Here is a 22,588-nt window from a genome sequence, read left to right as displayed (position 1 = left end):
TACTTCGACCAGACCTACCAAGCCATCGCCGGCCTGGTCTCCGACCGCGCGGCCATGCGGTAATCAACCACCAGCCAACCCGCCAGGCCAGCACAGCCCGACCTCAATCGAGCACCACGTCGTAAGCCAGTTCCTCCACCGCCAGCAGCGCCAGGCAGGCTGCTGCCTGCACGTGGCCGTCGCCCCAGGCCGCCATCACCTTCGTGACGATCTCAGGTGTGTCTCCCAGCCACTCGTCCGTGCACTCCGCGGCTACTTGACCGCAGAGATCCCGGACCGAATCCTGATGTGCGACAAGCACCGCCAGGCGAGCATCGTGATCCTCACAGTTCATGAGCAGGCTCAGTACGCGTCCAGGAGTCACCCAGGAGACAGGGATGCCGCTCTGCTTCGCTAGCCGACTGAGGTCCTCCGGCGTTGTGCCAGACCCCCACCAGTTGGGTCGCCGTGTCGCGGGATACATGCTTGGCATGGGGCGGTGCCCGTCGCGGACGACGTTGTACGCATCCCACTCTGGCTGTGCCGACCGGATGCTGCCCAGCGTAGCGAACCGAACCTGCGGCTTGCTGTCAGTCATTACAGCATCCTCCAGCAATGCGGATGTGCTGTCAGTCGCTTTCTGACGTCCGGCAAGCAAAGCGAGGGGGCTGCCGATCGGCATCCCCTTAAAGCCTCCCCGTTTCGTTTCAGGTGGCTGAGCTGGGCTGTTGGCGGTGGTCCAGTGGTGTTGGTTACTGGTCGAACCGCCCCACACCTTGCCGGCGTCGGGCGCTTCATTACGACCTCGGGGGAGTCGTCCAACTTAAGGCGGGCAAGGAGTCGGCCTCACCGTCGGCCACGTCCGGTCAGGCATCTGAGACCGCAGGTCCAGCGCGTCGGCAGCCCAGCTTTCAGCAGCAGCAAGTTCCTGGCGGGACACGGAGTCCCAGGCCGGAAACGTCCATACACGATCGAACGTGGTGCGTTTCCACTCTTCGCGCAGGTGCATTGTGATGCGGCCGGCGATCCCCTCGTCGCCGGCCGCCATACCCATCCACACGATGCGCCCGGCCGCGTCGACGACCAGGTACAGGCCCGGGCTGGTGACGTCTACTGCGTCTATGCGGAACCACAGGGGCTCCTCGGGCCGGGCCAGATGTCCCAGGGCCTTCCGCATCAGCGGGATGTGGCTGCGCCGGATCAGCGGCCCGGGCAGCCGCTGCCCAGGTACAGGCATCAGGCGCTGTTCCCCGTCTCCGGGAAGGTGAAGTCATCGGCTGTTCCCGAAGTCCTGTCACCACTGCCCACTGGCGGTTTGGCCTTCAGCTTTCGCAGGAGGCGCGCCGCCTCCTCGACGAGCTCTTCCATCGCGTCCAGGTCCTCGCTGAACTCTTCGCGTTCAGCGCCGCTCAGGCCGCGACCGGGCCCGACGAGCTGCTCCATCGTCTGCATGTGCTTGACGAGCAGGCGCAGCCCTTCGTTCGCACGTCCTCGTTTGCCGCTCAGGTCCCGCACAGCGGCGTCCCAGCGTTCTTGGGCTGAGGCCTGAGACGGCAGTCCGTCGCCGACGCCCGGCGGCAACGTCGACGGGTCAGGCCACGTCGTGGTGAACCACGTCGAGCTTGCCTTCTCCCCCTCTGGAAGCGGCCCATGCGCGTTCACAGTGCGCAGCCGCCCCAGGTCGGCGCCCTCGCGTACCACTCCCGTGCCGTCGGCCCGGTCGACCATCAGCTCGTCGAGCATGTCGATCGCCTCAACGAACAAGCGCACCCCGGAATCCGTTGCCGCGGCCGCATCCAGTTTCGTCTTCGGTGTCCGCCGGTCGCCCGTGGAGCCGTACGAACCCAGCAGAACGCGTCCCTGTACGAGTCCCGGGACAGCCAGATGTGCCAGTTCTTTCCGGGCCAGGGTCCGTGCCTCGCTGGGTTCCGCGGCGCACGAATCTGCGACGAGGTCGGCTACCGGCCGGCCGCTGAAGGTCAGCCCGGTCCGCAGTTCCTTCGGGGTCGGGGTGTCCATCGCGGGCACGGGCAGGTCGACGCCCCCGATGGCTGCGGTCAGCAGAGCTACCCTCACGCGTTCCCGGGCTTCGGCATGCTTCTTGCCTAGCCGGGACGGTGCCGGCTCCACCATGACTTTCCGGATACGGGCCTGGCCGTCCGCATCGGCCGGGTAGATCAAACCGTCGACGAACCGCACCAGCGTGGCGACCATCTCCCGGTGCTTGGACTCAAGCTCCGCCCCAGGAAGTGCCCCGAGGAGGACGTCGCGCTGCACGTCGGAGATGTCTCCTGCGGCGTATGCGGCATCCACGAGGGAGCGTCCGTGGGACAGCGCCTGATTGTCCGGAGAGAATTCGAGGGGCCCTCGCAAATGCGTTCGAAGGTTCGTTGCCGCGAGCGCTGCACCGAAGTCCGGGTGAGCGGCCCCGGCAGGGTCGAAGCCGATAACGAATGCTGTGTCCACCGCTGCCACCCGCCGCGCCTGTGCAGCCCGCCGCGCCCATTCCCTGCCCGCAGCGTCACCGATGCTGTCAGGGTCCTGGCCGTTGTAGGTGTTCAGCCGCGCCGTGTATGCGTCCCGCCACGCCGCTGGATCCCTCCACCGTCTCCCGGCCTCGCCGTCCAGGGCGTCCTGTCCCAGGCCGAGAATGCCTGCGGCCGGAGCGAGGCCAAACAGGTCATGCCGGTGCCGGGTCCGGTTCGAACCGGCCGTGGCAGCGGGCACGTACCAGCACTCTCCGCCAGCTGAGTACCGCACCATGTGGTACACCGCGCGTTCCGACTGGCCGGCCGCCTCAAGGTCTGCGCGCAGGTCATACGGGCGTGCAGCTTCCGCAGCCTCCAGTCGCCCCTCGACGAACTCTAGGTGCTTTAGCAGCGCGGACTCGCTGTCGAACGCGACGTCGACCACTGCCAGCGGCTGCCCGGTCTCCGTGTTCGCAGACCTGACCACTGGCATCGGCAGGTTGCCGGCCCTGACCACGTCGAACGTGAAGCGAATGTTGAGCTGGTTGATCGCACCTGCCAGCCCGGGTTGCCGGGCTCGCAGCTGGTACAAGGTGCCGTGTTCGGTCTCCACCGGCTCCACGAACGAAGTTCGGAACCCCGTGACCGGGGCGCTCTTCCCCTTGCCTTCGGTCTGGATCAGCCTGTCGGTGTGAACGAGTTCGGTCGCAAGCCGACGGAGCGCTCCCTCATCCAGCGTGCATCGCTCGTCAAGAAGACCTGCCTGTACGAACCTTTCCCGATCTTCTGCGTCGTCGAGATACGGGAACGGCCCCGAAGGCCGTGACGTACGCGCTGCCATGTCATCCCCCGCATGATTCGAGACCGGCCAACCCGGCGGCCAGTCCCATCCCCTTGAACATCTCCCCAGCCTGAGCTTGCACCCCGAAACTCTGTTTCCGCAACTGCCGTCACATACCCAACTGCGCTGCGTGTGCCAGTAGCCAAGCCCGAATTCGCCGTCCGCTCCAGGGCCCTCTTCAGCCAGATTGCGGTCAGCGCCACTCCTGCCAAGCAACGATGTCCCTCGCCGGCGGTAATCCCCCCAGACGCCCCCGCACTCACCGCGGTGGAGGCAACGGAGGTGTTCCTCGCGGCGGGTCCGGACTGCGTGAGGCACTGTTACCGTCACTACCTGGCTGAGCCAGCTGGTGTGGGAGGCGAACTGGTGAACCGCGCGTGGCAGTGCCGTCAGCTCACCGCACGCACATGTCACCGCCATGTCGGCGGCCAGTAGAGCCGGGACGTGTGGCGAGGGGACGGTGGTCTACTGGCTGGGTGCCGGTCAGGGGAGGGAGCTTGTTTTCGTAGCTGCTGCGAGGCGCAGTGATGTTGGCGGCGTTGCGTTCTCAGGGCGCTGACGCCGCAGTCGGTCGCTGTGGGTCACGCCGCGCCTTGCTAGCTGGGCTCCGCAGGAGCATACGGGCCTCCGCCGACAGATCGCAGGTCACGCGTGTCGCACTCGCGTGTGCTGTCGGGCTGGGACTGGCTGCGGCGCGGCGGTGCTGGCGCGGTTGCGGCGCTGCGTGTGGGTGACATCGGCGACCGCGGCAATCGATGCCGAAGACACGGGCGCGATGCGGCGCAGGAGGGTGGGGGCCATCGGGTGTTCGGTGACTAGCTGGCGCAGGTCCTGCATGGACAGGTAGCGATAGCTCTGGGGCGGGTGAAAGTCGCCTGCCGAGCGCAGGTGTGACAAGGGCACCTGCTGTGAGAGAGGTTCTACGTTCCGCAGCACGACCGCGGAGGCATAACGGGCACCGTCGGTGTAGTCGTCGAACTCGACGCGGCTGAGAGCAGTGCGGGTGGTGTGGGTGGCCCAGACCTCCGCGGGCCGGGCCACCTGGACGTGTTCGACCTGTGCGGTGCCGACCAGTGCCATGACCGGGGATGTGGCATACAAGATGACCGGCGTGCCGACGGGAACCGCGACGCGCTGCCTGCGGATCTCGACCGTCTTCGTGCCGTCAAGGATCGAGTCGGCGAAGCGGGGGTGGAGCGACAGCAGCAGTGCGCGTTCATTGTCGTTCACCGTGCGATATGGCCTTCCCGGTAGAGGGCACTGAACAGTTGCGGCGGGATCTTGGAGACCGACTGTAGCCGCAAGGAGTGACGGTGCTCGTCGGCCAGGGTCCTCAGCCGAGAGAGCGATATCGGGCGAGGGAAGATCTCGGTGTCGGAGAAGAGTAGGGCGCGGGCAAGGCCCTCCGTGTTGGCGGCCTTATCGATGTGGCGTCGCTCCCACACGCCGAGGTGCTGGAACCTAGCGTGCAAGGCCCTGCCCTGGTCGACGACGGTGTCATCGAGCCGGGAGCAGGCGATGACCTGTTGGACGGTGCGGTTCTTGTCGCTGCTGGCGTACCACAGGATCCGGGCCGGGACGCGCTCGCCGGCGGAGCGTGCAGCGCGGTAGTAGACGTGTTGGCGGCTGATGCCAAGCCGATCATTGCGCGGCAGCAAGGAGGGGGAGAACTCGAACAGGTCACTGGCGAACAGGGGCCAGATCGGGACGAGGAAGCTGGGCAGCTCGGCGTCGGTAATCTTCGCGGGCCACCAGGCGCGCTCTACCGCGTAGGCGGCGGCCGCAGGCATCGACGCGGGCAGCTCGGGGGTGTCGAATCCGACGAGGGCGCCGGCTTGCGCAGCGAGGTCGGTGATGCTCGAGGCGTCGGCGCACGCGTCGACTACAAGGGCGACGAGGGTGTCCTGATGCGATTGGAAGCCATCCTCGGCCGCGGCTGTGCGGATGTCCTTCGACAGGTTGGGATCGCTCAGCCGAAGGACGGAGATCCCCTGGTCGCGGCACATTCCCTTCAGCAGATACAGCAGCTGGCGTGCGAGAGTCCCCGCGAGGGGGTGACTCACGGCTGTGCGCAGCAGGGAAACCTCCATTTGCCCATCTTGCTGGCGCATGCAGTACAGAGCGGCCGGTCGGCCGTCACCGTCGAGGATCCAACGGCGGTCCCACGTAGCGGGTTTGCTGGCCAAGTCGCGCAGACGGGCGTGGAAGCTGCTTTTGCGCTCTCCGCTGGGCTGGTCGAGGAACACCGCAAGTCTCTCCTCCTGCCCGGCCGGAACGGCACCGTCGCTGAACGAGGTGCCCAGCAGGTCGCGGCCCTGATAGGCCTGCGCGCGGATCAGCTCGTCGACGTGCACAACGATCTCGCTGGGACGCAGGACACGGACGTTGCAGACGGCCTCGGCCAGCGGCCCGATGGAGGAGGTGAGGAAGTTGTCTCTGGACACTACGTAGCCCACGCCGCTGACAGAGGCCTCGGCCACATACCGAAGGTCGAGCAGGTCGTTCGGCTCGCGAGGCAGATCGAGGCCGAACTCGGTCTTTCCCCTGGTCAGCATCTCTCGCACGAGCACGTCGGCTGCCGCCCGGTCCGGATGCAGACGGTCGTGGTTGCTGGCCAGAGCCAACTGCCGCCGACGCTCGGCCGGGTCCTTGAGCTTGCCGATCTCTTCAACCAGGGTAGGCAAGACCAGAAGGTCGACCATGTCCTCGATCCATGAGGCGGTCAGGCCCTGCGTCTCCTCACGACCCGACCGCGGGTCGCGGGAGTATAGGTCCGCGAAGACGTTCAGGTCCATCGCGACTCGGAACTGGGCCGTGGACTCGAGGTCAGTGAAGAGGTTGGGGTGGTGGTGGTCGCGCCACCAGACGACCAGTGGATGACGATCTGCGCCACGGCCGTCCACCTCGTTGGTTTGCTCGAAGCCCAGCGCGGTCCACATCGGCTCGAGTCCGTAGTCACGGCGACACTTGAGGCCGATGCCCGAGCGGTCTTGGTGCAGCTCGCTGATCTTGTCGACGAGGAGGCGTGCGATGCCGCGGTGCTTGAATCGATCATCGACGCACAGATGTGCGAGACGAATGCGCTGGGCAGGTAGCGCGAACAGGGCGTATCCGGCAAGCTTTCCGCGGATGGTCGCCGCCAGCAGCGTGCGGCTGTGGGCCGCCTGCTCGAAGGCGGCGCCCGCGAGGAACCCGAGCGTGGCCCTGTTGCGGTCTCCCAGCTGGATCACCGCGTCCAGCAGTTCGTGGGACGGATCGACCAGCTGAACACGGATGGGGGGAACAGCCCCGCCGGATGAGTTCTCCACAGGTCACAGCCTTCACGCTGATCCCGTGCGGATCTACCGATTTGACGATCTATCTGAGCGCAGTTCCCAAGAGTCCTGGCAATTTCGCGTGTTTGCGACCGCATGGACAACGGACAGCACGCATGAGGGGGATTGCATGCGTCGCGGACATCTACGCGATGCGTTCTTCCAAGCACACAGCCAATGCGGCCAGAATTTCGGTCGGTACACTCGATTTAATCGACGAGGACGACCCCGTCCGCCGTGACATCCTGGCCGCCATCAACCGGCTCCTGGCCGGCACCCCGCACCGCTCCAACGGCCGATTGAACGTCAGCCAGCTCGCGATCGAGGCCAGCGTCGGACGCTGGCACCTCACCCACCAGCACACCGACCTCAAGGACCTGTTCCAAGCCGAAGCCACCCGCGAAGAAGCGAAACGGGCGGCTCTCGCCCGCTCCAGGTCCGACGACGAAGACCTGAACCAGCAGCTGGCCGAACTCCGCAAGCACTGCCGCCAGCTCGAACACCGTCTGAAGATCTATGCGACGGCACTTCACCAGCTGGCGCTGGAGAACGCCGCGCTGTCCGGCAGGGATGCCGACGCCGCGAAGGTCAGAGCGCTGCCGCGACGACGTCAGCCGACGCCCTGAAGGCACCTGGAGAGGCGCCTTAGCGCAGTGGTCCACGTACCCTGGCCCGAGAGGCCAGAATCCGTCGAAACACGTGAGAAGAAGCCCCCTATCGGCAAGCCGTCAGTGCCGAAGAAGGCGTGACCTCACGGTCGCCGCCACAGATGAGGTCTCGGTACTCTGCCCACAGGCGTTGCACTCCCGTGCTGCTCGGTTGCCGGCTTACCTACATGCCTCGGCCTCACGACGCTGTGGTCGCAGGGCCATACCCGTCCTCCGCTTGTGTCGGCCGGTCGGCAGAGACTGTCACCGACGCGCTACGCGCCGCCCTCCGCCTAGCAGCCGAGAGCCACCACCTGGATGGCGTGGAACGCTCAGATCTGGGACAGCGTCACCGAACGTGCCTAGCGCTTCGGCTTTGTAGATGCCAGGACACCTACGGGTCCGTAGGTGTACCTTGAGTCTACGTCCGGGGTGGTTGCAGCGACAGGCACGGGGGCACAGGTGAGTGGGCGTCTATCCGAGAAGTCTGAGCGAGCGTGGCGTCAGTTCAAGGAGACAGTGGATCGGCACGGCGGTACGGTCCGGGAAGACAGCTGGTTGGGCAGCGGGGTCCCACACCGCATTCGATGCCGGGAAGGTCATGAAGTAGCACCGAGACCCAACTCTGTACAGCGCGGCCAGGGGATTTGTTGGAGCTGTGCTGGCAGCAATCCACAGGCTGCGTGGGCTGAGTTCAAGATGAACGTGCAGAGCCAGGGCGGGACCGTCGTCGAACCACAGTGGCTTGGCAAGGACGCGCGGCATCAGGTCATCTGCGCGAACGGACATGCCTGTGATCCCAGGCCGGGCTACGTGCGGGAAGGCGGCGGCATCTGCCGGGTCTGCTCGCGCAACGACCCAGAGACGGCGTATGGGGAGTTCTTGGCGAACGTGGGCCGGGTCGGAGGCCGCGTCATTGAACCCGAATGGCTCGGCAAGGCGACACCGCACAGGGTGATCTGCGCGAATGGGCACGAGTACACGCCCACGCCGAACAACATGCGGGTCGGCACGGGGCTATGTCGCATCTGCGTGGGGACTGACCCAAAAACGGTGTGGCAGAACTTCAAAGCCAGAGTGGAGGAACTCGGCGGGGAGGTACTTGAGCCCGTATGGCGAGGGGTCGACGAGCCGCACTTGGTGACATGTCGCGAAGGACATCGCGTGAAGCCGAGGCCAACCAGTGTTCAACAGGGGCAGGGTATCTGCCGCTGGTGCATGGGCAAGGTCTGGGATGCGTTCTACGTCGTTCAAGACCCGGAGCGTGAAGTCGTGAAGTTCGGCATCACCTCAGGGGCTACCCGTCCTCGGCTGCGGTTCCATGCCACCCAGGGTTTCAGTACGGTCGTACGAGCTGTCACCGGTCTCCCTGACGATGCGGCACCAGAGCTGGAAACGGCTGTCTTGGCCGCCCTCGTCGAGGCGGAGGAGACTCCCGTGCGCGGACGAGAGTACTTCCGAATCGCTGCAACAGAACTGATCTTGAGGCTTGTTGACCAGCGGCTCGGAGAATTGGGCTTCAGTGCCAATTGATCCTTCCAACGGCGGGCACAAGTTGTCCAGAGGCCGCATTCCACCCGGTCAGGCGCTGCATCAGTGATCACGCGCAGGTGCGCGGGCCGTTGCATCGTCCGCGCCCTCCCCGGAGTCCTGCCAGCAAGTACGAACAATCAGTGGAAGCAAGGGGAACGTGGCAACTGAGCCGATGCCCATGAAGCCGATCAGTCCTGCGGCGTACGGCGCGCTCTCGGCGGCCCTGAAGTCCATCTTCTGGTACAAGCGGGACTTGGAGAGCTTCATTCGCCGGTGGGCGAAGGGCTACCCCGAACTGCTGCTGGAGCTGAACTTCGATGGATACAAGTGGGCTACGGCTGACGAGTTCGTAGATCGCCTCCATGCCGACGAGTCCAGGTATGCCGACCTGGCACTCAACCTCATGGTTGAGGTGTCGGAGATGACGAGCTTTCCCGCCTTGAGGCGCCACGAAGATGCCGACACGCTCCTGGCCGACGCGCGGGACGCTGTCGCCAACCTCAAGAGCTGCGTCGACCGGCACCGGGGACTCATCGCCGATCAGGCACGCTTCACGGACGACCTGTCTGCGCACTGCGCGGCGATGGAAAGCCGCCGCAGTTTCGCTGAGCGCCTCCAAGTGCTCAAGAGCGAGTTCCTGCGCCTGGAGTCCGAGGCAAACCGGCAGAAGGCCGGCCGCGAGTTCGAAGTGTTCCTCAACCAGCTGTTTCGGCTGTTTGACCTGGAGCCGCGGTTGTCCTATTCGCTCCCCTTTGAGCAGGTCGACGGGGCTATCACCTACGACACTGACGACTACATCGTCGAGGCCAAGTGGTGGAAGGAACCCATCGAGGTCCACCATCTCGGGAGCTTCGTCGAGAAGGTACGGCACAAGGGGAAGAACGCACTCGGGTTGTTCATCAGCGTCAACGGCTTCACCCAGGGAGCCAGGGAACGTTACAGCCAGAGAACGTGCTTCATCACGATGGAGGGTGTGGATCTGTTCTGCGTGCTCGACGCGCGCATCAGCCTGGACGAGCTGCTGAGAGGCAAGAAGCGGCACGCTAACGAGACTGGGAGTTGCTACTACCCCGCCACTCTGATGACGGGTGGGTAGTCCCGACGCGGGCGCTGCTGACAGTGCAGGCCCGCTGCGGGACTGACTGCGTCGAACCCAGGCGTCCGGCCAGCAAGGCGACTTGGGCTCGTCCGACCGAAGGGGAATGTCACCGTCCGGAAGCCAGCCGTCAAAGTACCCGTCGACGAGAGTGATCACCCCCGCGGGGTGGATATAGCGCCGGTTGCTCAACAGCTCGGCGTCCCCACCAGACGTGCGTACCGTGATTCTGATGGCCAACCGGAAGCGGGGCTGAGGCATCAGGCTTGGCTGCAATAACCAAGCCCCCATCGATTCAGGCGAGCCGTTCCAACGCTTCCTTCGGACCACCACAGGTCCGCACCGTTGGGGCCGGGGGCAGCGACGCGGTCGGTGCGGATGACGGTGCCGTCGAGGCCGTGGTGGCGGGCGCAGGTGGTGTCGTGCTCTCTGCCCGGGAGGACGGGCGAGACCCAGTGTTTCTGGAGGGCTACCCGTCGGACCTGACCGACGGGCAGTGGACGCTGGTAGAGCCGTTGCTGCCTGCGCCAGGGACGGGGCCGAAGGGTGGGCGACGGGAGAAGCATCCGCGGCGCCGGACGGTGGATGCGATCATTATATGTGGCGCCAGCGGCTCGCCGCTGGCGGGCGGGGCTATGCGCGAGTCCCGGTCACTCTGCGAGAACGGCAGAGCCCCGTGGCGGGGCGTGAGCAGGGGGCGCCTTCTTTCTGTGCAGCAAAGGCAACTGGTAGGCGGCGGGCGGCGGCGGCGAGGGCCCCGTAGTGGAGGTCGTCCGGGCCGTTGGGCAACTGGTCGGACGTAGTCACCTCCTGTTGTGCGGCCTCCGGCTGCGGATCCGCCGGAGCCGCGGCTTCGGCCCGGCGCGTCCGCTGTGCATGAGCGAGCGGGCTGACAACCAGTCGTCCGAGCAGGCCGAGCCCGGCGAGGCCGAGAACGATCGCAGCGAACACGCGCGGAGTGACGTGCAGGTCGACCGCCTCACCCCGGAAAGGCCAGGGAACGGCGACCACCTGGACCCGGTCGCCAGCCCGGACGTCGTCGGCGCAGTCCACGTGCGCCGTCTCGGCTCCGCCCCACTGCACGACGCAACTACCGTCGTCTCGGCTCACCGCCACCACATCCGCGGTGACCCGCTGTCCGAGCAGCAAGACATCAGCGGCGAACAGACCCAACACCAGCGCGCCGAGCAGCATGAGGGTGGACCACATCGGCCAGGCGGTGGTCGACGTCTGCCGTGTTGCGTGGCGCTTCCGCGCCCGGACGGGAGATGCGTTCCAGGAGACCATCCGTGAACCGCTCTACGAACCAGCCGGGGACGAGTAGACGGGCGTCCATCCAGTCGCCCAAGCGGTTTCTCGGGACACACGCCAGTTTCTTCGACATCTAAGAACGCAGCAGGTCACCGGACCTGCATTCCCTCTGGGGCCGTTCCGGGGCCGTCGCTTGTGTGTTCTTCCGTATCCGGACGACGCGATCGACGGCCCCGCGCGTACCCGGCGGTCCCACCGGGGCCGGCTCAGTCGGAGCATCGCCGTTCAGCGGCGCGTCTTTCGGCATGGCGGCATCTCTCCCTCCACGATTCCGCTGCCGCCCTTCGCCGTGTGACCGGCTCCCCCGGCCTCGGACTAAACGGCGGCTCCGCTGCGGACCGATCGGCCGACGGTGGACCCCGCCGCCACTTATGGCCCTGGAAGTACCCGGGCAAGGACCGGGACGGTTTCCGTGTTCACTGACAGTCGGCGGCCAGACCCATCCGCAGCGTCACCACGCACATCATCACTGTCAGTCGGCCGGACCGGCGCCGCTGGCGGCGTCCAGGGCGAACACCGTGCTGTCGTTGCTGCCGACGTAGACGGTGCCGCCGACGACCGCGGGCGAGGAGCGGACGGCGCCGCCGGTGGCGTAGGTCCACCGCTCGGTGCCGGTGACGGCGTCCAGGGCGTACAGCATGTGGTCATTGCTGCCGACATAGACAGTGCCGCCGACGACCGCAGGCGAGGAGTCGACGGCATCGCCGGTGGTGTGGGTCCACCGCTCGGTGCCGGTGACGGCGTCCAGGGCGTACACCTTGCCGTCGCCGCTGCCGACATAGACGGTGCCGCCGAATGGATTGAGCGGGAGGGCTGGATCGTAGACATTACTGCCGAGCAGTTTCCGGACGTAGCAGAGGCAGTTATCGTCACGCGAGACCGGTCTTGGCACGACCAGTTCTTGTATTCACCGAACCGCCGGCACCTCGCGCGCGTTGATATCTACGATCAGCGAACCCGCCAGATGTTGCGCGCGGCCTACGAAAGGATCATGGCGGTGTATGAACGACGGTAGAGGACCTACTCGGTAAGACGTTCCTCCTACGGACTGGCGGCTCGTTGGCTCGGTGGGCGGTAGCCTTCGATCCATGCATGCCACTGTGGTCACAGCCGGTGGGTTGGACCTGAGGATTCTGTTCGACACCTTCAAGGGTGCGGGCATCACGGACGCGTGGGTGCTCGGCAACGCCGCCGGCGACATGTTGATGGCCGACGATTCTCAACCGGACCTGGTCATCTGTGTCCTGAGCCCTGACGATGCCGAACGCGTAGACCCTAGCCCGACGGGGTTCACCAACCTGGACGTGATGATGCGCGCTGGCCAGTCCGCCGGACGTGGCCTGCCGACGCTGATCATCGTGCCTCCGCCGTTGCTCGTCCCCTCGCCGATCGCAGGCACAGTGGTCGCGCGCTGCCCTCTGGGCGAAAGGGAGGCGCTTGCAGATCATGTGTGGGCCTTCGTATCCGCAACTCGGGCAGCTAAGCAGTCGGTTGCTACGCCATCCCAAGCCCCAGAGCGATGGATCGACTCGGGCTCGTTCCTGCATCGCCTTGAGCACCTGTCCTACGCATCGGGACCAGACTTTCCCCCGGGGGTTGAGTCGCTCACCGCTGAGCTGTTGCAAGAGGCTGGTGCTGGTTTTCGTGAATCCCCGCCAAATGTCGATCTGGCGTTTATCCCGTCGGCTGATTCAGCCGCTGTCATGCTGGTAGAGGTGAAGGCGGGCAGGCTCACGGAGGATCGCCTGATTGCGGCCGAGGTTCGGCTACAGGAGCGTGTGGAGACTACCCGTGCCCAGCTTGGTGTCTTGGTCTACCACGACGTCATGGGCCGTGAATTTCCAGCTCGGTATGCGACTGGTGCAGCGGTCGTTCGCCTCTCGTTGAGGGAGTTGATCGCACAGCTCAGCGCCCAGAACCTGCCGGACGTCCTCGCCTCAGCCGTCGCGCACCGCGGGGTGGTGGCTTCGTGACTGACTACGACGTTGCCGCGATCGAGGAGTTCATCAATCGCGGTTTGGACAAAGGCCTAACAGCTAAGGCCCGAGGTGATGCGCTTGAGGATCTCTTCTGTTACCTGCTGGAACTGCTACCCGGGGTATCCGTACGGCGTAAGGTGGTCGATCGCTTCAAGAGCTCCGAGGTCGACATCATCGTTGCAAACATTGGTGAGGCACGTTGGCTGAAGACGTATCCGACCATTTTTCTTGTTGAATGCAAGAACTGGGATAACCCCGTGGACAGTCAGAGCGTCCTTGCTTTCTCGGGTAAGCTCGAGATGCGATATGTCGAACTTGGTGTCCTGGTTGCAGCCAGCGGGATCACCGGGGACGAAAAGGATCTGGCCTCGGCTCACCACATCATTGAGATGCACCAGTCTAAGGGGCGCCGAATCGTGGTCCTGACGCTCGAAAGTCTACGCAAGGTTAGGACCACAGATGATTTTGAAACCCTCCTCCGTGACCGTCTGTTGAACACAGTGGGCGCCAGTCATCTCTAGCGCCGCCCTTACAACTCCTGATGAGTGAGCTGAGTTGTCGGTGGGTGATGAGGCAGCAGGCGAGTTTGAGGAACGCTTCGTGGATGTCGGTCCTGCGTTCCCAGCGGACGCGTAGGCGGCGGAGGCCGTGCAGCCAGGCGAAGGTGCGCTCGCCCCCCACCGGTGGGTGCCCAGTCCGGTGCCGTGCCGCGTGCCGCGGCGGGCGATGGCCGGCACGATGCCGCGTTCGCGGACTTGGTCGCGGTAGATGTCGTGGTCGTAGCCGCGGTCGGCGAAAAGCGAGTCGGGTTTGCGGCGCGGTTGCCCGACCCGGCCGCGGACCGGCGGGATCGCATCGAGCAAGGGCAGGAGCTGGGTGACGTCTTGCGGTTGCCGCCGGTCAGCGGAACGGCGAGCGGGGTGCCGTGTTCGTCGGTGATGAGGTGGTGTTTCGAGCCGGACCGGCCCCGGTCGACCGGCGAAGGGCCCGTGTGGCTCCCCCTTTTTAGCGCTCTGAGGTGGGAGGAGTCGACCACGCAGCGGGACCAGTCCAGCCGCGACGCCGCGTTCAGTTCAGCCAGCAGGACCTCATGGAGCCGTTGCCACACGCCGGCCTCGTTCCAGTCCCGCAGGCGGCGCCAGCAGGTCATGCCCGAGCCGAAGCCCAGCTCCTTCGGGAGGTACTCCCACTGGATGCCGGTGTGCAGCACGTACAGGATCCCGCACAGCACCTCCCGGTCCGGCAACGGTTTGCGGCCGGGATACCGGAAGCGGCGCTCACGCTGCGGCAGCAGCGGCTCCAGACAGTCCCACAGCTCATCCGACACGATCCACGGCGACGCCCCCATACCGAGCCGAACGCTCAACTCCCCACCCAGAAACCGCTCCCAGCGCCGAGCCACCTCATTGTGTCAGCCGTTGTTACTGATCGTTTCACAACCAGGTGGGCTTCGGGCCTTGCACTGGATGATCTTGGTCGGCAAGGTGTCCTGGGTGCGTGCTCACCTTGTTCCCGACGATCTGTGGGAGCAGGTGGCTCCATTGATGCCACCTATCCCCGAGCGGCGGCGCCGTTACCCGGGTCGTTTGCGTGTTCCCGACCGGGTGGCCCTCGCTGGCGTCTTGTATGTGCTTGACCGGGTGTTGCCTAGCGTGATGTTCCCGCGGAGGTAGTCGGCTGCTCCGGGGTCACGGCCTGGCGTCGGCTGCGGGACTGGACCGAGGCCGGCGTCTGGTCACGTCTGCATGCCGCCCTGCTTGTTTCCATGTGGCCGATCATTTTCCAGACTTGGCGGCGCCGTTGTTGCTGGCCATGCGTGCTTCGCACGCTGCAATCGCTGCCTTGATGACGGTTCTGTGGTGATCCCACGGGACCGAGGAGTCTCCCAGTTCAGTGGCTCCCGGGTGCGGGATGCGGCGAACTTCTCTCCAGCGGTATGCAGCGTCCTCGTCCATCGAGTGGTATGCCTCCTGGTCCTCGAGGCGCTCGCGTAGGTAGTCCAAGAGATCGCTGTCGGCCCAGTTGAGGGTGGAGCACGGGCTGCCGATGCGGTGCATTTTTGCGTCTCGCGGGCAGAGTTCCCGTTCGGCTGCCTCGTCCTTGACGTTGTCGAAGGCTTCAGCGAGGTCGCCGCCGTTGACAGCAAGGCGGGCTACAAATGCCTCACGGAGCTGGGTTTGTCGCTGGGGAGTGAGCCTGCTGAAGTTGCGGAGCTTCGCAAGTGTCCGCTCAGTCATGCGTTCTCGCAGTTCGGGTGCGTAGTCGCTCAGCTTGCCCATCGACTGGACTCGTCCGCTGCGGCGGGTTAGTACTTCTTGGCGGCTTTGCTCCTCGACGGCGGGTACGATCACTTCAATGCCTACAGTGGTGGCCGCCTCTCGCCATTCCAATGTTTGCTGGGCGGGCGTTTCGTGCCCTTGCCAGTGGTCATGCCATCGCGGTATTGCACCCGAGTTGCCCTGCTCCCACCAACTGTCAGGCCACTTCGGTTGCCGGTCCATTCCGGGCTTGAAGGATGACGGGACCGGGAAAGCCCAACCGGCGGGCCGTTCCGGTGTGTCACCGACGTAGCCGAGGGGTTCGGGGGCGTTGTTCAGGAACTGGTGAAGGAGCGCTGCTGTGCAGCGGGCATCGACTGCGGCGCTGTGTGCTGCCTTGCCCAGGCGTCGACGCAGCATCAGTGTCGTGAGAGTGGCGAGCTTTACGCGAGTGTCCATGAGTTGGCTCAGGGCGGTGACCTGGGTACACAAAGCGGGCAGTGCAGGGACGGATACGCCCGCACGCCTTAGCGCGTTGGTGATGAACGCCCCGTCGAACACCAGGTTGTGGGTCACCACGACTGCGTGCTCGAGAAGGCGCAGTAGGTCCGGCGTTACCTCCTCAAAGGTCGGGGCGTCGGCAACGTCGGTGCTGTAGATCCCGTGTACGCGGCTCGCGTCTGGCGGAATAGGTCTTTCGGGTCTCACCAGCGTGGACGCGGAACCCAGAACTGTGCCGCCGCCGGTAATTCGGGTCACACCGATTTCTACGATGCGGTCGCTGCTTGGGTTGAAGCCGGTGGTCTCGACGTCCACCGCTGCGAAGTGTGTGTCGCGAAGGTCGGCTGACGGGTTCCTGGTGAGGTAACCGAGGCGGAGCAAGTGGTCTCCTTGTGCTTGCGATTCTTGAGGGCGGCGCGATTGGAGGATGGATAGAGGTGAGGTGGAGCAGGATGGTTCCCGCGATGCGGTCGCTGGAGTGTCGTGCACGGGCCAGGAGCCGCGGCGGAAGGCGGCGGCGGGGCCGATCGCGCCAGGGTCGTGGGTGGCCTGGGATCCGGACGCATGAGCCTCGCGTACACGTTGACCGGGGCCTCGCGACGGCGGAGGCGGAGTTGCGGCAGGGCGACGTTCACCGATCGCTACATGCGAGATGTCCGACTGCTCCACTCGTGATCACAACCGCGCGCAGGACGGTGCCTGTTGACGTGGCCTTCCGTGCGGATAGCTCACCTAGAGGGTGTCGGCAGTACCGTGTATACCCGCAGGCCACCGCCCTGCAGTGCCGGCCGCGCGTACGTCGGTCAGTCGTGTTCCGGCAGCGGGTCTTGTCACCGCTTAACGGCGGGCTGCAGCCTCGTACCGGTCTACCTGATCACGCAGAAGCTTCGTGGCCGTCTCAGCTTCCGCGTCCGCCAGGCCTCCAGTGCCAACGTTGACGAGCGTGGGTCCGTCAAGGGTGAACTGCTGCAGCAGCGTCGCGCCGTCGCTGTCGATGCGTACGCCCAGGGAACGGTCCCCAAGCTTGTCCACGCTCATCGGCGAGTACTTCAGCACGGACCCCTGGTAGGTCTCTTTGTGGCAGGACTGGAGTGCCTTCTCCATCGCAGCGAACGACTCCGCAGCATCGCTCGCGCTCGCGTACTGCCGAAGACCCACCGTCGCGACAGTGGCGGTCAAGCCGCCACCCTTCTGGAAGGTTCGGGACACCTGAACCTGTGCTTTGTGCGGCTGTCGGTAGTTGCAGAACGTCTTGTCGCCTGTGCTCGGGCTGCTGTCGGTTGACCAACCGGCCGGCATCTCAGACAACGACAGCAGAGCGGACGTGAGCTGCGCCTTCGTGAGGAGCGCCGCCTGCGGAGTCGGGGAGGAGGGCGCGGGGCTGGAAGCTGCCGAACTGTGGGGCGCCGCAGGTGTTGCTGCCGTGGACGTAGAGCTGGGGGCGCTGCAGGCAGCAACGGTCACGGACATGACAGCTACGCCGAGCGCGCCGAGGTGTTTCCGATGTGACACGGAGTCGTTCTCCTGATGCATGTGAAGAAGTGGCGGAGGTCCCAGGATGCTGTGTGAAGCTTATGTGGTCATGAAAGCTGCGTTGCTTCGGGGTGGGCCCTGCCAGGCAGGGTGACTGGGGGCGTCGCTCGTTGCACACACTGCCGCGCCTGGCAGCGGCGAGCGGTGGATGCGGGATCCTGTAGCAGGAGGACGAGCCTCTCTGCGAAACGGAGAGGCTGACTTCCGGTGCCTTCAACCGCAGGCCCAGCAGTCTCTCGGGAAAGCGCTCATCGGCGCGGCCGCTGACCTGCATCTCCTTCCGAATCTGCTTCCAGCAGGCTCGCCGAGCGAGCGCATCCTCACCTTCGTCGACGGCGATGGCCGCCCAGACCGGTGAAATGACCCGAGCGAAATACGGCCCGTCATTGCACGGCGGGCAGGACCCGAGGACGTACCAGGTCGATGGCTGGCCAAGCCGGAGGCCAAATGCCGTCGATCAGTGGTCGTAGCGCTCCCGGGACGGTCCATCCCAGAGACGGCGGGTGTCTTCGTCCGAGTGGAAGCGCGTGTCGAAGTCGTCCGCGAGCTCACTGATGACACCCCGACCTTCGACTACGGCGAGCCAGTCGGTGGGCAGACCCACATCGCCGAAATACGCGCCGAGAAGGTTGCCGCACACCGCACCGGTGGAGGCGCTGTTGCCGGAATGGTTGGCCGACTTCACCGAGGCTTACAAGGCGGACGACCGCTCGGCGCGGAAGGAGACGGAGGATGGCCGCTTCAGGCGCTTCACGTATGAGGACCTCGTCGCCCGCGACAAGGCCAACCTTGACATCACCTGGCTGAGGGATCCGGCGCTAGATGACGCGGACAGCATGCTTGCACCCGAGGTCATCGCTCAAGAGATCGTGGAAGATCTCCAGGCTGCCCTCGTCGAGTTCGAAGCGATCGCCGAGGCTCTCGGTGGCGAGGTGAAGCCTGACATCGCGGCCGAGGAGGTCATCGCAGAGGCGTGACTCGCTCGGGTGCCGACATCGGTCGGTCCTGCCGGCTTGTGCACGGTTGGTCACTGGCCTGAGCTGTGTACCGTCTCTCTTGTCGTGTTGAGCCGAAAACGCTCGTCCGTCGGAAGGACCGTGGTGGTGGTTGGTGACCTTTGGCGACATGTCGTCAGAGGTAACCGAAGGAACCGTCCGATTCCCTCGATGACCCTGAACATCTGAGACCCGGCGATCTGGCGGCACTACCGCCAGGTACACCTCGTTCAGCAAGTCCTTCCTTCCCCCAGCGCACGGGGCAAGCCCACCCGCGCCCGCAGCCGCTTCGGCCACCACGCCGGCGTAACAGATCATCGCCCGTCCGGACCGTCGCGAACATGTCCGCGACGTATCCATGCAGGTCGGATGCGACGCGGACATGTGTCCGCGCGGAAAAGCGGACGAGGCGCCGGAATTCAGCGGACGTGTCCTCGACGCCCTCCGGCAGCCGCTTGAGTCCGGCTACGTGGTCATCGCCCGCTCGGCCGGGGTCATGCGGCTGCCGGCCAAATTCCTTCTCGTACTCGCCGCCAACCCCTGCCCCTGCGGCCGTTTCGCGGTCCTCGGCACCGCCTGCGACTGCCCCGCCAGCATGGTGCGGCGATACCAGGCCCGTCTCTCCGGGCCGCTGCTCGACCGCGTCGACCTGCGAGTCCAGGTCGAGCCGGTCGGCCGGTCCGACCTGATCGGCCACCACCGCACCGGTGAATCCACGGAGAAGGTCGCCGCCCGCGTGCGCGAGGCCCGGGACAGGGCCGCCGCCCGCTATCAGGGCACCGGCTGGCGCACCAACAGCGACGTGCCCGGGCACGAGCTGCGGACCCGCTGGCCGGTCACCCCGGATGCCCTCCGGGCCGCCGAGGGGGATATGGAGCGCGGCCTGCTCACCGCCCGTGGCCTCGACCGGGTCCTGCGGGTCGCCTGGACGATCGCCGACCTGGCGGGCCGGGACCGTCCCGACGCGGCCGACATGATGCGCTCCCTCGAGCTGCGCACCGGGGTACCGCGCGGGCTGGCGACGGGAGGCCGCTGATGGGCGGGAACTGGTACGCGCCGGACCTGTCCGGGTACGCGGCACGGGGCGAGGAGGACAGCGGCCAGGAGGGCAGCGACCATGAGCGCGGCGGCTACGCCGGCAGCGGCTGTGACGAACGGCCCGGGGAGGGGCGGGGCGGGGCCGCGGCGCCGGACGCGGAACGGCTCGCCAGGGTCGCGCTCACCCGGATCGCGGACCCCGGGGACGAGATCGTCGGGCGATGGGTGGCGCAGTTCGGGCCGCGAGCAGTGGCGCGGGCGCTGGCCGGCGGCGAGGCACTGCCGGGAGCGAGCGCGCAACGGCTCGCCGGATACCGGCTACGGGCGGAGCGGGTGGACCCGCAGAAGGATCTGGCGGCGGTGGAGGCCGTGGGCGGGAGGTTTGTATGTCCGGGGGACGGGGAGTGGCCGGCCCAGCTGGACGACCTGGGCGACCAGCGGCCGTACGGGCTGTGGGTGAGGGGCGGGCCGTCGCTACGGTACTGGGCGCTGCGGTCGGTGGCCGTGGTGGGCGCGCGGGCGTGTACCGAATACGGCTCGTACATGGCGTCGCGGCTGGGTGCGGAGCTGGCTGAGGCGGGGTGGATCGTGGTGTCGGGGGCGGCTTACGGCGTGGACGGTGCGGTGCACCGGGGAGCGCTGTCGGTGGGCGGGGCGACGGTCGGGGTGGTCGCCTGCGGGGTGGATGTGCCCTATCCGCCGGGCCACGCCGAGCTGATCGCTCGGATCGCCGGGCAGGGGCTGGTGACCGGGGAGCTGCCGCCGGGTTCGCATCCCACCCGGAGCAGATTCGTGCTGCGCAACCGGGTCATCGCGGCGCTGACCCGGGGCACCGTCGTGGTGGAGGCCCAGTACCGCAGCGGTTCGCTGATCACCGCCCGCCGGGCACAGGAGCTGGGGCGGATCGTGATGGGAGTGCCGGGCCCCTGCACCTCCGGGCTGAGCCAGGGCGTCCACGAGTTGCTGCGCGGCGGCGCACAGCTGGTCACCGACGCGGCCGAGGTGATCGAACTGGTCGGGAGGGTCGGCGGCGACCTCGCCCCGGAGCGCCGCGGCCCGGTGCTGCCAAGGGATCTGCTGGCGCCGCCCGCCGCGAGGGTGCTGGAGGCGCTGCCCGCCAGGGGCGGCGCGGAACCCGGGCAGATCGCCCGGTCCTCCGGGATTCCCGCCGACGACACGCTCGGCAGGCTCTACGAATTGCAGGCGCTGGGCTTCGTGGAACGCGAGGGGCCACGCTGGAAGTTGGCGGGAAACCGCCGGGGCGGTCCTACCGCCCGAACGGGGTGACCCGGTCAACACACCATCAGGTGACATGCCGGTTCTTGACCTGGGGCGATCGGATGGCGAGGTTGAGGGATGTCCACGGAACACGCCATTCTGCGGAAGCCTTGAGCGGCACACCCCCTCGCGGCCCCCCTGTGGCGGGTCGCTCAGCGGAACGTATCTGCTGGGGTCCTGTAAGGAAGTCATAGCAATGAGCGACGCTTCGGTCACGCTACGCTCAACGACGCTCGACACACTGGCCACGCCACGGCAGAACGGCTCAAGACGACGCATGCCCCAGCACACCCCCGGGCCCGACCACGTGACGGCGGCGCCGACCGCCGCCGCCCCCACCACGCTCGACGCGCTGTGGCGGAGCTACAAGTCCACGGGGGACGCACGGCTGCGGGAGCAGCTGATCCTGCACTACTCCCCGCTGGTGAAGTATGTCGCCGGGCGGGTCAGCGTGGGCCTTCCCGCCAATGTCGAGCAGGCCGACTTCGTCTCCTCCGGAGTGTTCGGGCTGATCGACGCCATCGAGAAGTTCGACCCCGAGCGTGCCATCAAGTTCGAGACCTACGCGATCACCCGCATCCGCGGCGCCATGATCGACGAGCTGCGGGCGCTGGACTGGATTCCGCGCTCCGTCCGGCAGAAGGCCCGTGCTGTGGAGCGGGCCTACGCCACGCTGGAGGCGTCATTGCGGCGGACCCCGAGCGAGTCGGAGGTCGCCGCCGAGATGGGCATCGGTGTGGAAGAACTCCACAGCGTCTTCAGCCAGCTCTCGCTCGCCAACGTCGTCGCCCTGGAGGAACTGCTGCACGGCGGCACCGACAGCGGCGACCGGCTCAGTCTCGTGGACACCCTGGAGGACACCGGCGCGGACAATCCCGTCGAGGTCGCCGAGGACCGCGAGCTGCGCCGGCTGCTCGCCCGTGCCGTCAACACCCTCCCGGAACGGGAGAAGACCGTGGTCACCCTCTATTACTACGAGGGGCTCACTCTCGCCGAGATCGGATCGGTGCTTGGCGTCACCGAGAGCCGGGTCAGCCAGATCCATACCAAGTCCGTGCTCCAGCTGCGGGCGAAACTGGCCGACGTCGGCCGCTGACCGCACCCGGCCGCACTGCTTCTCAGACTGATTCCGGCCGGTCACGGACGGTCCCGCCTGATGCGTCCCTGACCGGCCGCGGACGGCCTACAGTGTTGACGTGCCCAAGATTCGAGCGGCCTCGGTGGCCGAGCACCGGACGATGCAGCGCGACGCCCTGCTGGACGCCGCACGTTCCCTGCTTTCCGAAGGCGGTACGGAAACGCTGACCTTCCCGGCGCTGGCCGAGCGCACCGGTCTGGCCCGGTCCTCGGTGTATGAGTACTTCCGCTCACGCGCGGCCGTCGTCGAGGAGCTGTGCGCCGTCGACTTCCCCGTCTGGGCGGCCGAGGTCGAGGCGGCCATGGAAGCCGCAGATACCCCGGAGGCCAAGATCGAGGCGTATGTGCGCAGCCAGCTGGCGCTGGTGGGCGACCGCAGACACCGTGCGGTCGTCGCCATCTCCGCCGGCGAGCTGGACACCGGCGCCCGTGAGAAGATCCGCGCCGCACACGGCGGCCTGGTCGCCATGGTCGTGGAGGCGCTGGGCGCCCTGGGACACGGCGAGCCCAGGATGACGGCGATGCTGCTGCAGGGCGTTGTCGACGCCGCCGTCCGCCGTATCGAGCTCGGCGCGGCCGAGCATCCCGGGACCATCACCGAGGCAGCGGTGGCGATGGCCCTGCGCGGGGTGCGCGGGTAGCGGCACGGTGCCCAGGCATCCGGCTGCCCGGGCCAGGCC

Annotated in this window: 19 protein-coding genes and 3 pseudogenes; 11 read left to right on the top strand and 11 right to left on the bottom strand. The window is 66.6% G+C overall.

From position 1 onward, the window contains the following. Positions 1 to 103: 103 nt before the first annotated feature. The 5 genes from FCI23_RS34080 to FCI23_RS34060 form a co-directional block, all read right to left on the bottom strand. A complete protein-coding gene (locus FCI23_RS34080) occupies positions 104 to 577 on the bottom strand; it encodes a hypothetical protein (RefSeq protein WP_136727998.1) in 474 nt (157 codons plus the stop codon). Between the two features lie 225 nt (positions 578 to 802). Beyond that, on the bottom strand, positions 803 to 1,216 hold the full coding sequence (locus FCI23_RS34075) for a hypothetical protein (protein WP_136727997.1): 414 nt from the start codon (positions 1,214 to 1,216) through the stop codon (positions 803 to 805). Continuing rightward, positions 1,216 to 3,618 carry a hypothetical protein gene (locus tag FCI23_RS34070; RefSeq protein ID WP_136727996.1) on the bottom strand — a complete coding sequence of 801 codons (2,403 nt, stop codon included), beginning with the start codon at positions 3,616 to 3,618 and terminating at the stop codon, positions 1,216 to 1,218. Before FCI23_RS34070 ends, FCI23_RS34075 begins: the two co-directional genes overlap by 1 nt. Before the next feature lie 315 nt (positions 3,619 to 3,933). Continuing rightward, positions 3,934 to 4,518, bottom strand: coding sequence for an ASCH domain-containing protein (locus FCI23_RS34065; RefSeq protein WP_136727995.1), 585 nt, complete (start codon positions 4,516 to 4,518; stop codon positions 3,934 to 3,936). Then, positions 4,515 to 6,596: a GNAT family N-acetyltransferase gene (locus FCI23_RS34060; protein ID WP_246144323.1), complete on the bottom strand. Its 2,082-nt coding sequence runs from the start codon at positions 6,594 to 6,596 to the stop codon at positions 4,515 to 4,517. The genes FCI23_RS34065 and FCI23_RS34060 overlap by 4 nt, the downstream gene beginning before the upstream one ends. 122 nt (positions 6,597 to 6,718) lie before the next feature. On the opposite strand from FCI23_RS34060, the gene FCI23_RS34055 reads away from it, so the two are divergent. The 4 genes and pseudogenes from FCI23_RS34055 to FCI23_RS64030 all read left to right on the top strand — a co-directional run. After that, entirely contained in the window at positions 6,719 to 7,228 is a 510-nt protein-coding gene (locus FCI23_RS34055; protein WP_136727993.1) for a hypothetical protein, read from the top strand. A gap of 720 nt (positions 7,229 to 7,948) precedes the next feature. After that, on the top strand, positions 7,949 to 8,782 hold the full coding sequence (locus FCI23_RS34050) for a hypothetical protein (RefSeq protein WP_136727991.1): 834 nt from the start codon (positions 7,949 to 7,951) through the stop codon (positions 8,780 to 8,782). Positions 8,783 to 8,960: 178 nt separating this feature from the next. Further along, positions 8,961 to 9,878: a restriction endonuclease gene (locus FCI23_RS34045; protein ID WP_246144322.1), complete on the top strand. Its 918-nt coding sequence runs from the start codon at positions 8,961 to 8,963 to the stop codon at positions 9,876 to 9,878. 455 nt (positions 9,879 to 10,333) lie between these two features. Continuing rightward, positions 10,334 to 10,508: pseudogene (locus tag FCI23_RS64030) on the top strand (transposase); the annotation flags it as partial. 3 nt (positions 10,509 to 10,511) lie between these two features. On the opposite strand, the gene FCI23_RS64025 reads toward FCI23_RS64030, so the two are convergent. After that, positions 10,512 to 11,087 (bottom strand): hypothetical protein, encoded by a 576-nt coding sequence (locus FCI23_RS64025; protein WP_169317056.1) that lies wholly within the window; start codon positions 11,085 to 11,087, stop codon positions 10,512 to 10,514. A 574-nt stretch (positions 11,088 to 11,661) separates the two neighbouring features. Next, on the bottom strand, positions 11,662 to 12,081 hold the full coding sequence (locus FCI23_RS34030) for an outer membrane protein assembly factor BamB family protein (protein WP_211265558.1): 420 nt from the start codon (positions 12,079 to 12,081) through the stop codon (positions 11,662 to 11,664). 196 nt (positions 12,082 to 12,277) lie between these two features. Between FCI23_RS34030 and FCI23_RS56925 the strand changes: the two genes are divergently transcribed. After that, positions 12,278 to 13,162, top strand: a complete 885-nt coding sequence (locus FCI23_RS56925) for a hypothetical protein (protein ID WP_169317055.1) — start codon at positions 12,278 to 12,280, stop codon at positions 13,160 to 13,162. Beyond that, complete coding sequence (locus FCI23_RS34025) at positions 13,159 to 13,689, top strand: restriction endonuclease (protein WP_169317054.1); 531 nt, start codon at positions 13,159 to 13,161, stop codon at positions 13,687 to 13,689. Before FCI23_RS56925 ends, FCI23_RS34025 begins: the two co-directional genes overlap by 4 nt. 46 nt (positions 13,690 to 13,735) lie before the next feature. On the opposite strand, the pseudogene FCI23_RS34020 reads toward FCI23_RS34025, so the two are convergent. From FCI23_RS34020 to FCI23_RS34000, 4 genes and pseudogenes are all read right to left on the bottom strand, one after another. Further along, positions 13,736 to 14,516: pseudogene (locus tag FCI23_RS34020) on the bottom strand (IS5 family transposase); the annotation flags it as partial. A 427-nt stretch (positions 14,517 to 14,943) separates the two neighbouring features. After that, entirely contained in the window at positions 14,944 to 16,416 is a 1,473-nt protein-coding gene (locus FCI23_RS34010; RefSeq protein ID WP_265737787.1) for a 3'-5' exonuclease, read from the bottom strand. A gap of 348 nt (positions 16,417 to 16,764) precedes the next feature. Next, on the bottom strand, positions 16,765 to 17,106 hold the full coding sequence (locus tag FCI23_RS34005) for a hypothetical protein (protein ID WP_136727982.1): 342 nt from the start codon (positions 17,104 to 17,106) through the stop codon (positions 16,765 to 16,767). A gap of 811 nt (positions 17,107 to 17,917) precedes the next feature. Beyond that, the gene (locus tag FCI23_RS34000) at positions 17,918 to 18,100 is read right to left on the bottom strand and encodes a hypothetical protein (RefSeq protein WP_407646065.1); all 183 of its coding nucleotides are present in this window, start codon (positions 18,098 to 18,100) and stop codon (positions 17,918 to 17,920) included. A 7-nt stretch (positions 18,101 to 18,107) separates the two neighbouring features. Between FCI23_RS34000 and FCI23_RS33995 the strand changes: the two genes are divergently transcribed. The 5 genes and pseudogenes from FCI23_RS33995 (at position 18,108) to FCI23_RS33975 (ending at position 22,549) form a co-directional block, all read left to right on the top strand. Further along, a complete protein-coding gene (locus tag FCI23_RS33995) occupies positions 18,108 to 18,437 on the top strand; it encodes a hypothetical protein (RefSeq protein ID WP_246144320.1) in 330 nt (109 codons plus the stop codon). A gap of 421 nt (positions 18,438 to 18,858) precedes the next feature. Then, a pseudogene (locus FCI23_RS33990) lies at positions 18,859 to 19,491 on the top strand (ATP-binding protein); the annotation flags it as partial. Further along, positions 19,491 to 20,780, top strand: coding sequence for a DNA-processing protein DprA (dprA, locus tag FCI23_RS33985; RefSeq protein WP_136727974.1), 1,290 nt, complete (start codon positions 19,491 to 19,493; stop codon positions 20,778 to 20,780). The pseudogene FCI23_RS33990 and the gene dprA, both read left to right, overlap by 1 nt. 268 nt (positions 20,781 to 21,048) lie before the next feature. Beyond that, positions 21,049 to 21,867, top strand: a complete 819-nt coding sequence (gene whiG, locus FCI23_RS33980) for an RNA polymerase sigma factor WhiG (RefSeq protein ID WP_136728006.1) — start codon at positions 21,049 to 21,051, stop codon at positions 21,865 to 21,867. Between the two features lie 124 nt (positions 21,868 to 21,991). Further along, positions 21,992 to 22,549, top strand: a complete 558-nt coding sequence (locus FCI23_RS33975) for a TetR/AcrR family transcriptional regulator (RefSeq protein WP_136728005.1) — start codon at positions 21,992 to 21,994, stop codon at positions 22,547 to 22,549. Positions 22,550 to 22,588 lie beyond the last annotated feature (39 nt).

Origin of the sequence: Actinacidiphila oryziradicis, from assembly GCF_005047355.1 — a bacterium.
Classification (GTDB): Bacteria; Actinomycetota; Actinomycetes; order Streptomycetales; family Streptomycetaceae; genus Actinacidiphila; species Actinacidiphila oryziradicis.
Note: the sequence above shows the minus strand (reverse complement) of the source record. Positions and strands in the feature narration are given on the sequence as shown.

Bases quoted from the DNA above. Each gene is read 5' to 3' on its own strand.
- FCI23_RS34080 (WP_136727998.1), bottom strand. From the start codon at position 577: ATGACTGACAGCAAGCCGCAGGTTCGGTTCGCTACGCTGGGCAGCATC.
- FCI23_RS34075 (WP_136727997.1), bottom strand. From the start codon at position 1,216: ATGCCTGTACCTGGGCAGCGGCTGCCCGGGCCGCTGATCCGGCGCAGC.
- FCI23_RS34055 (WP_136727993.1), top strand. From the start codon at position 6,719: ATGAGGGGGATTGCATGCGTCGCGGACATCTACGCGATGCGTTCTTCC.
- FCI23_RS34050 (WP_136727991.1), top strand. From the start codon at position 7,949: ATGAACGTGCAGAGCCAGGGCGGGACCGTCGTCGAACCACAGTGGCTT.
- FCI23_RS34045 (WP_246144322.1), top strand. From the start codon at position 8,961: ATGAAGCCGATCAGTCCTGCGGCGTACGGCGCGCTCTCGGCGGCCCTG.
- FCI23_RS64025 (WP_169317056.1), bottom strand. From the start codon at position 11,087: ATGTGGTCCACCCTCATGCTGCTCGGCGCGCTGGTGTTGGGTCTGTTC.
- FCI23_RS56925 (WP_169317055.1), top strand. From the start codon at position 12,278: ATGCATGCCACTGTGGTCACAGCCGGTGGGTTGGACCTGAGGATTCTG.
- dprA (WP_136727974.1), top strand. From the start codon at position 19,491: ATGGGCGGGAACTGGTACGCGCCGGACCTGTCCGGGTACGCGGCACGG.
- whiG (WP_136728006.1), top strand. From the start codon at position 21,049: ATGCCCCAGCACACCCCCGGGCCCGACCACGTGACGGCGGCGCCGACC.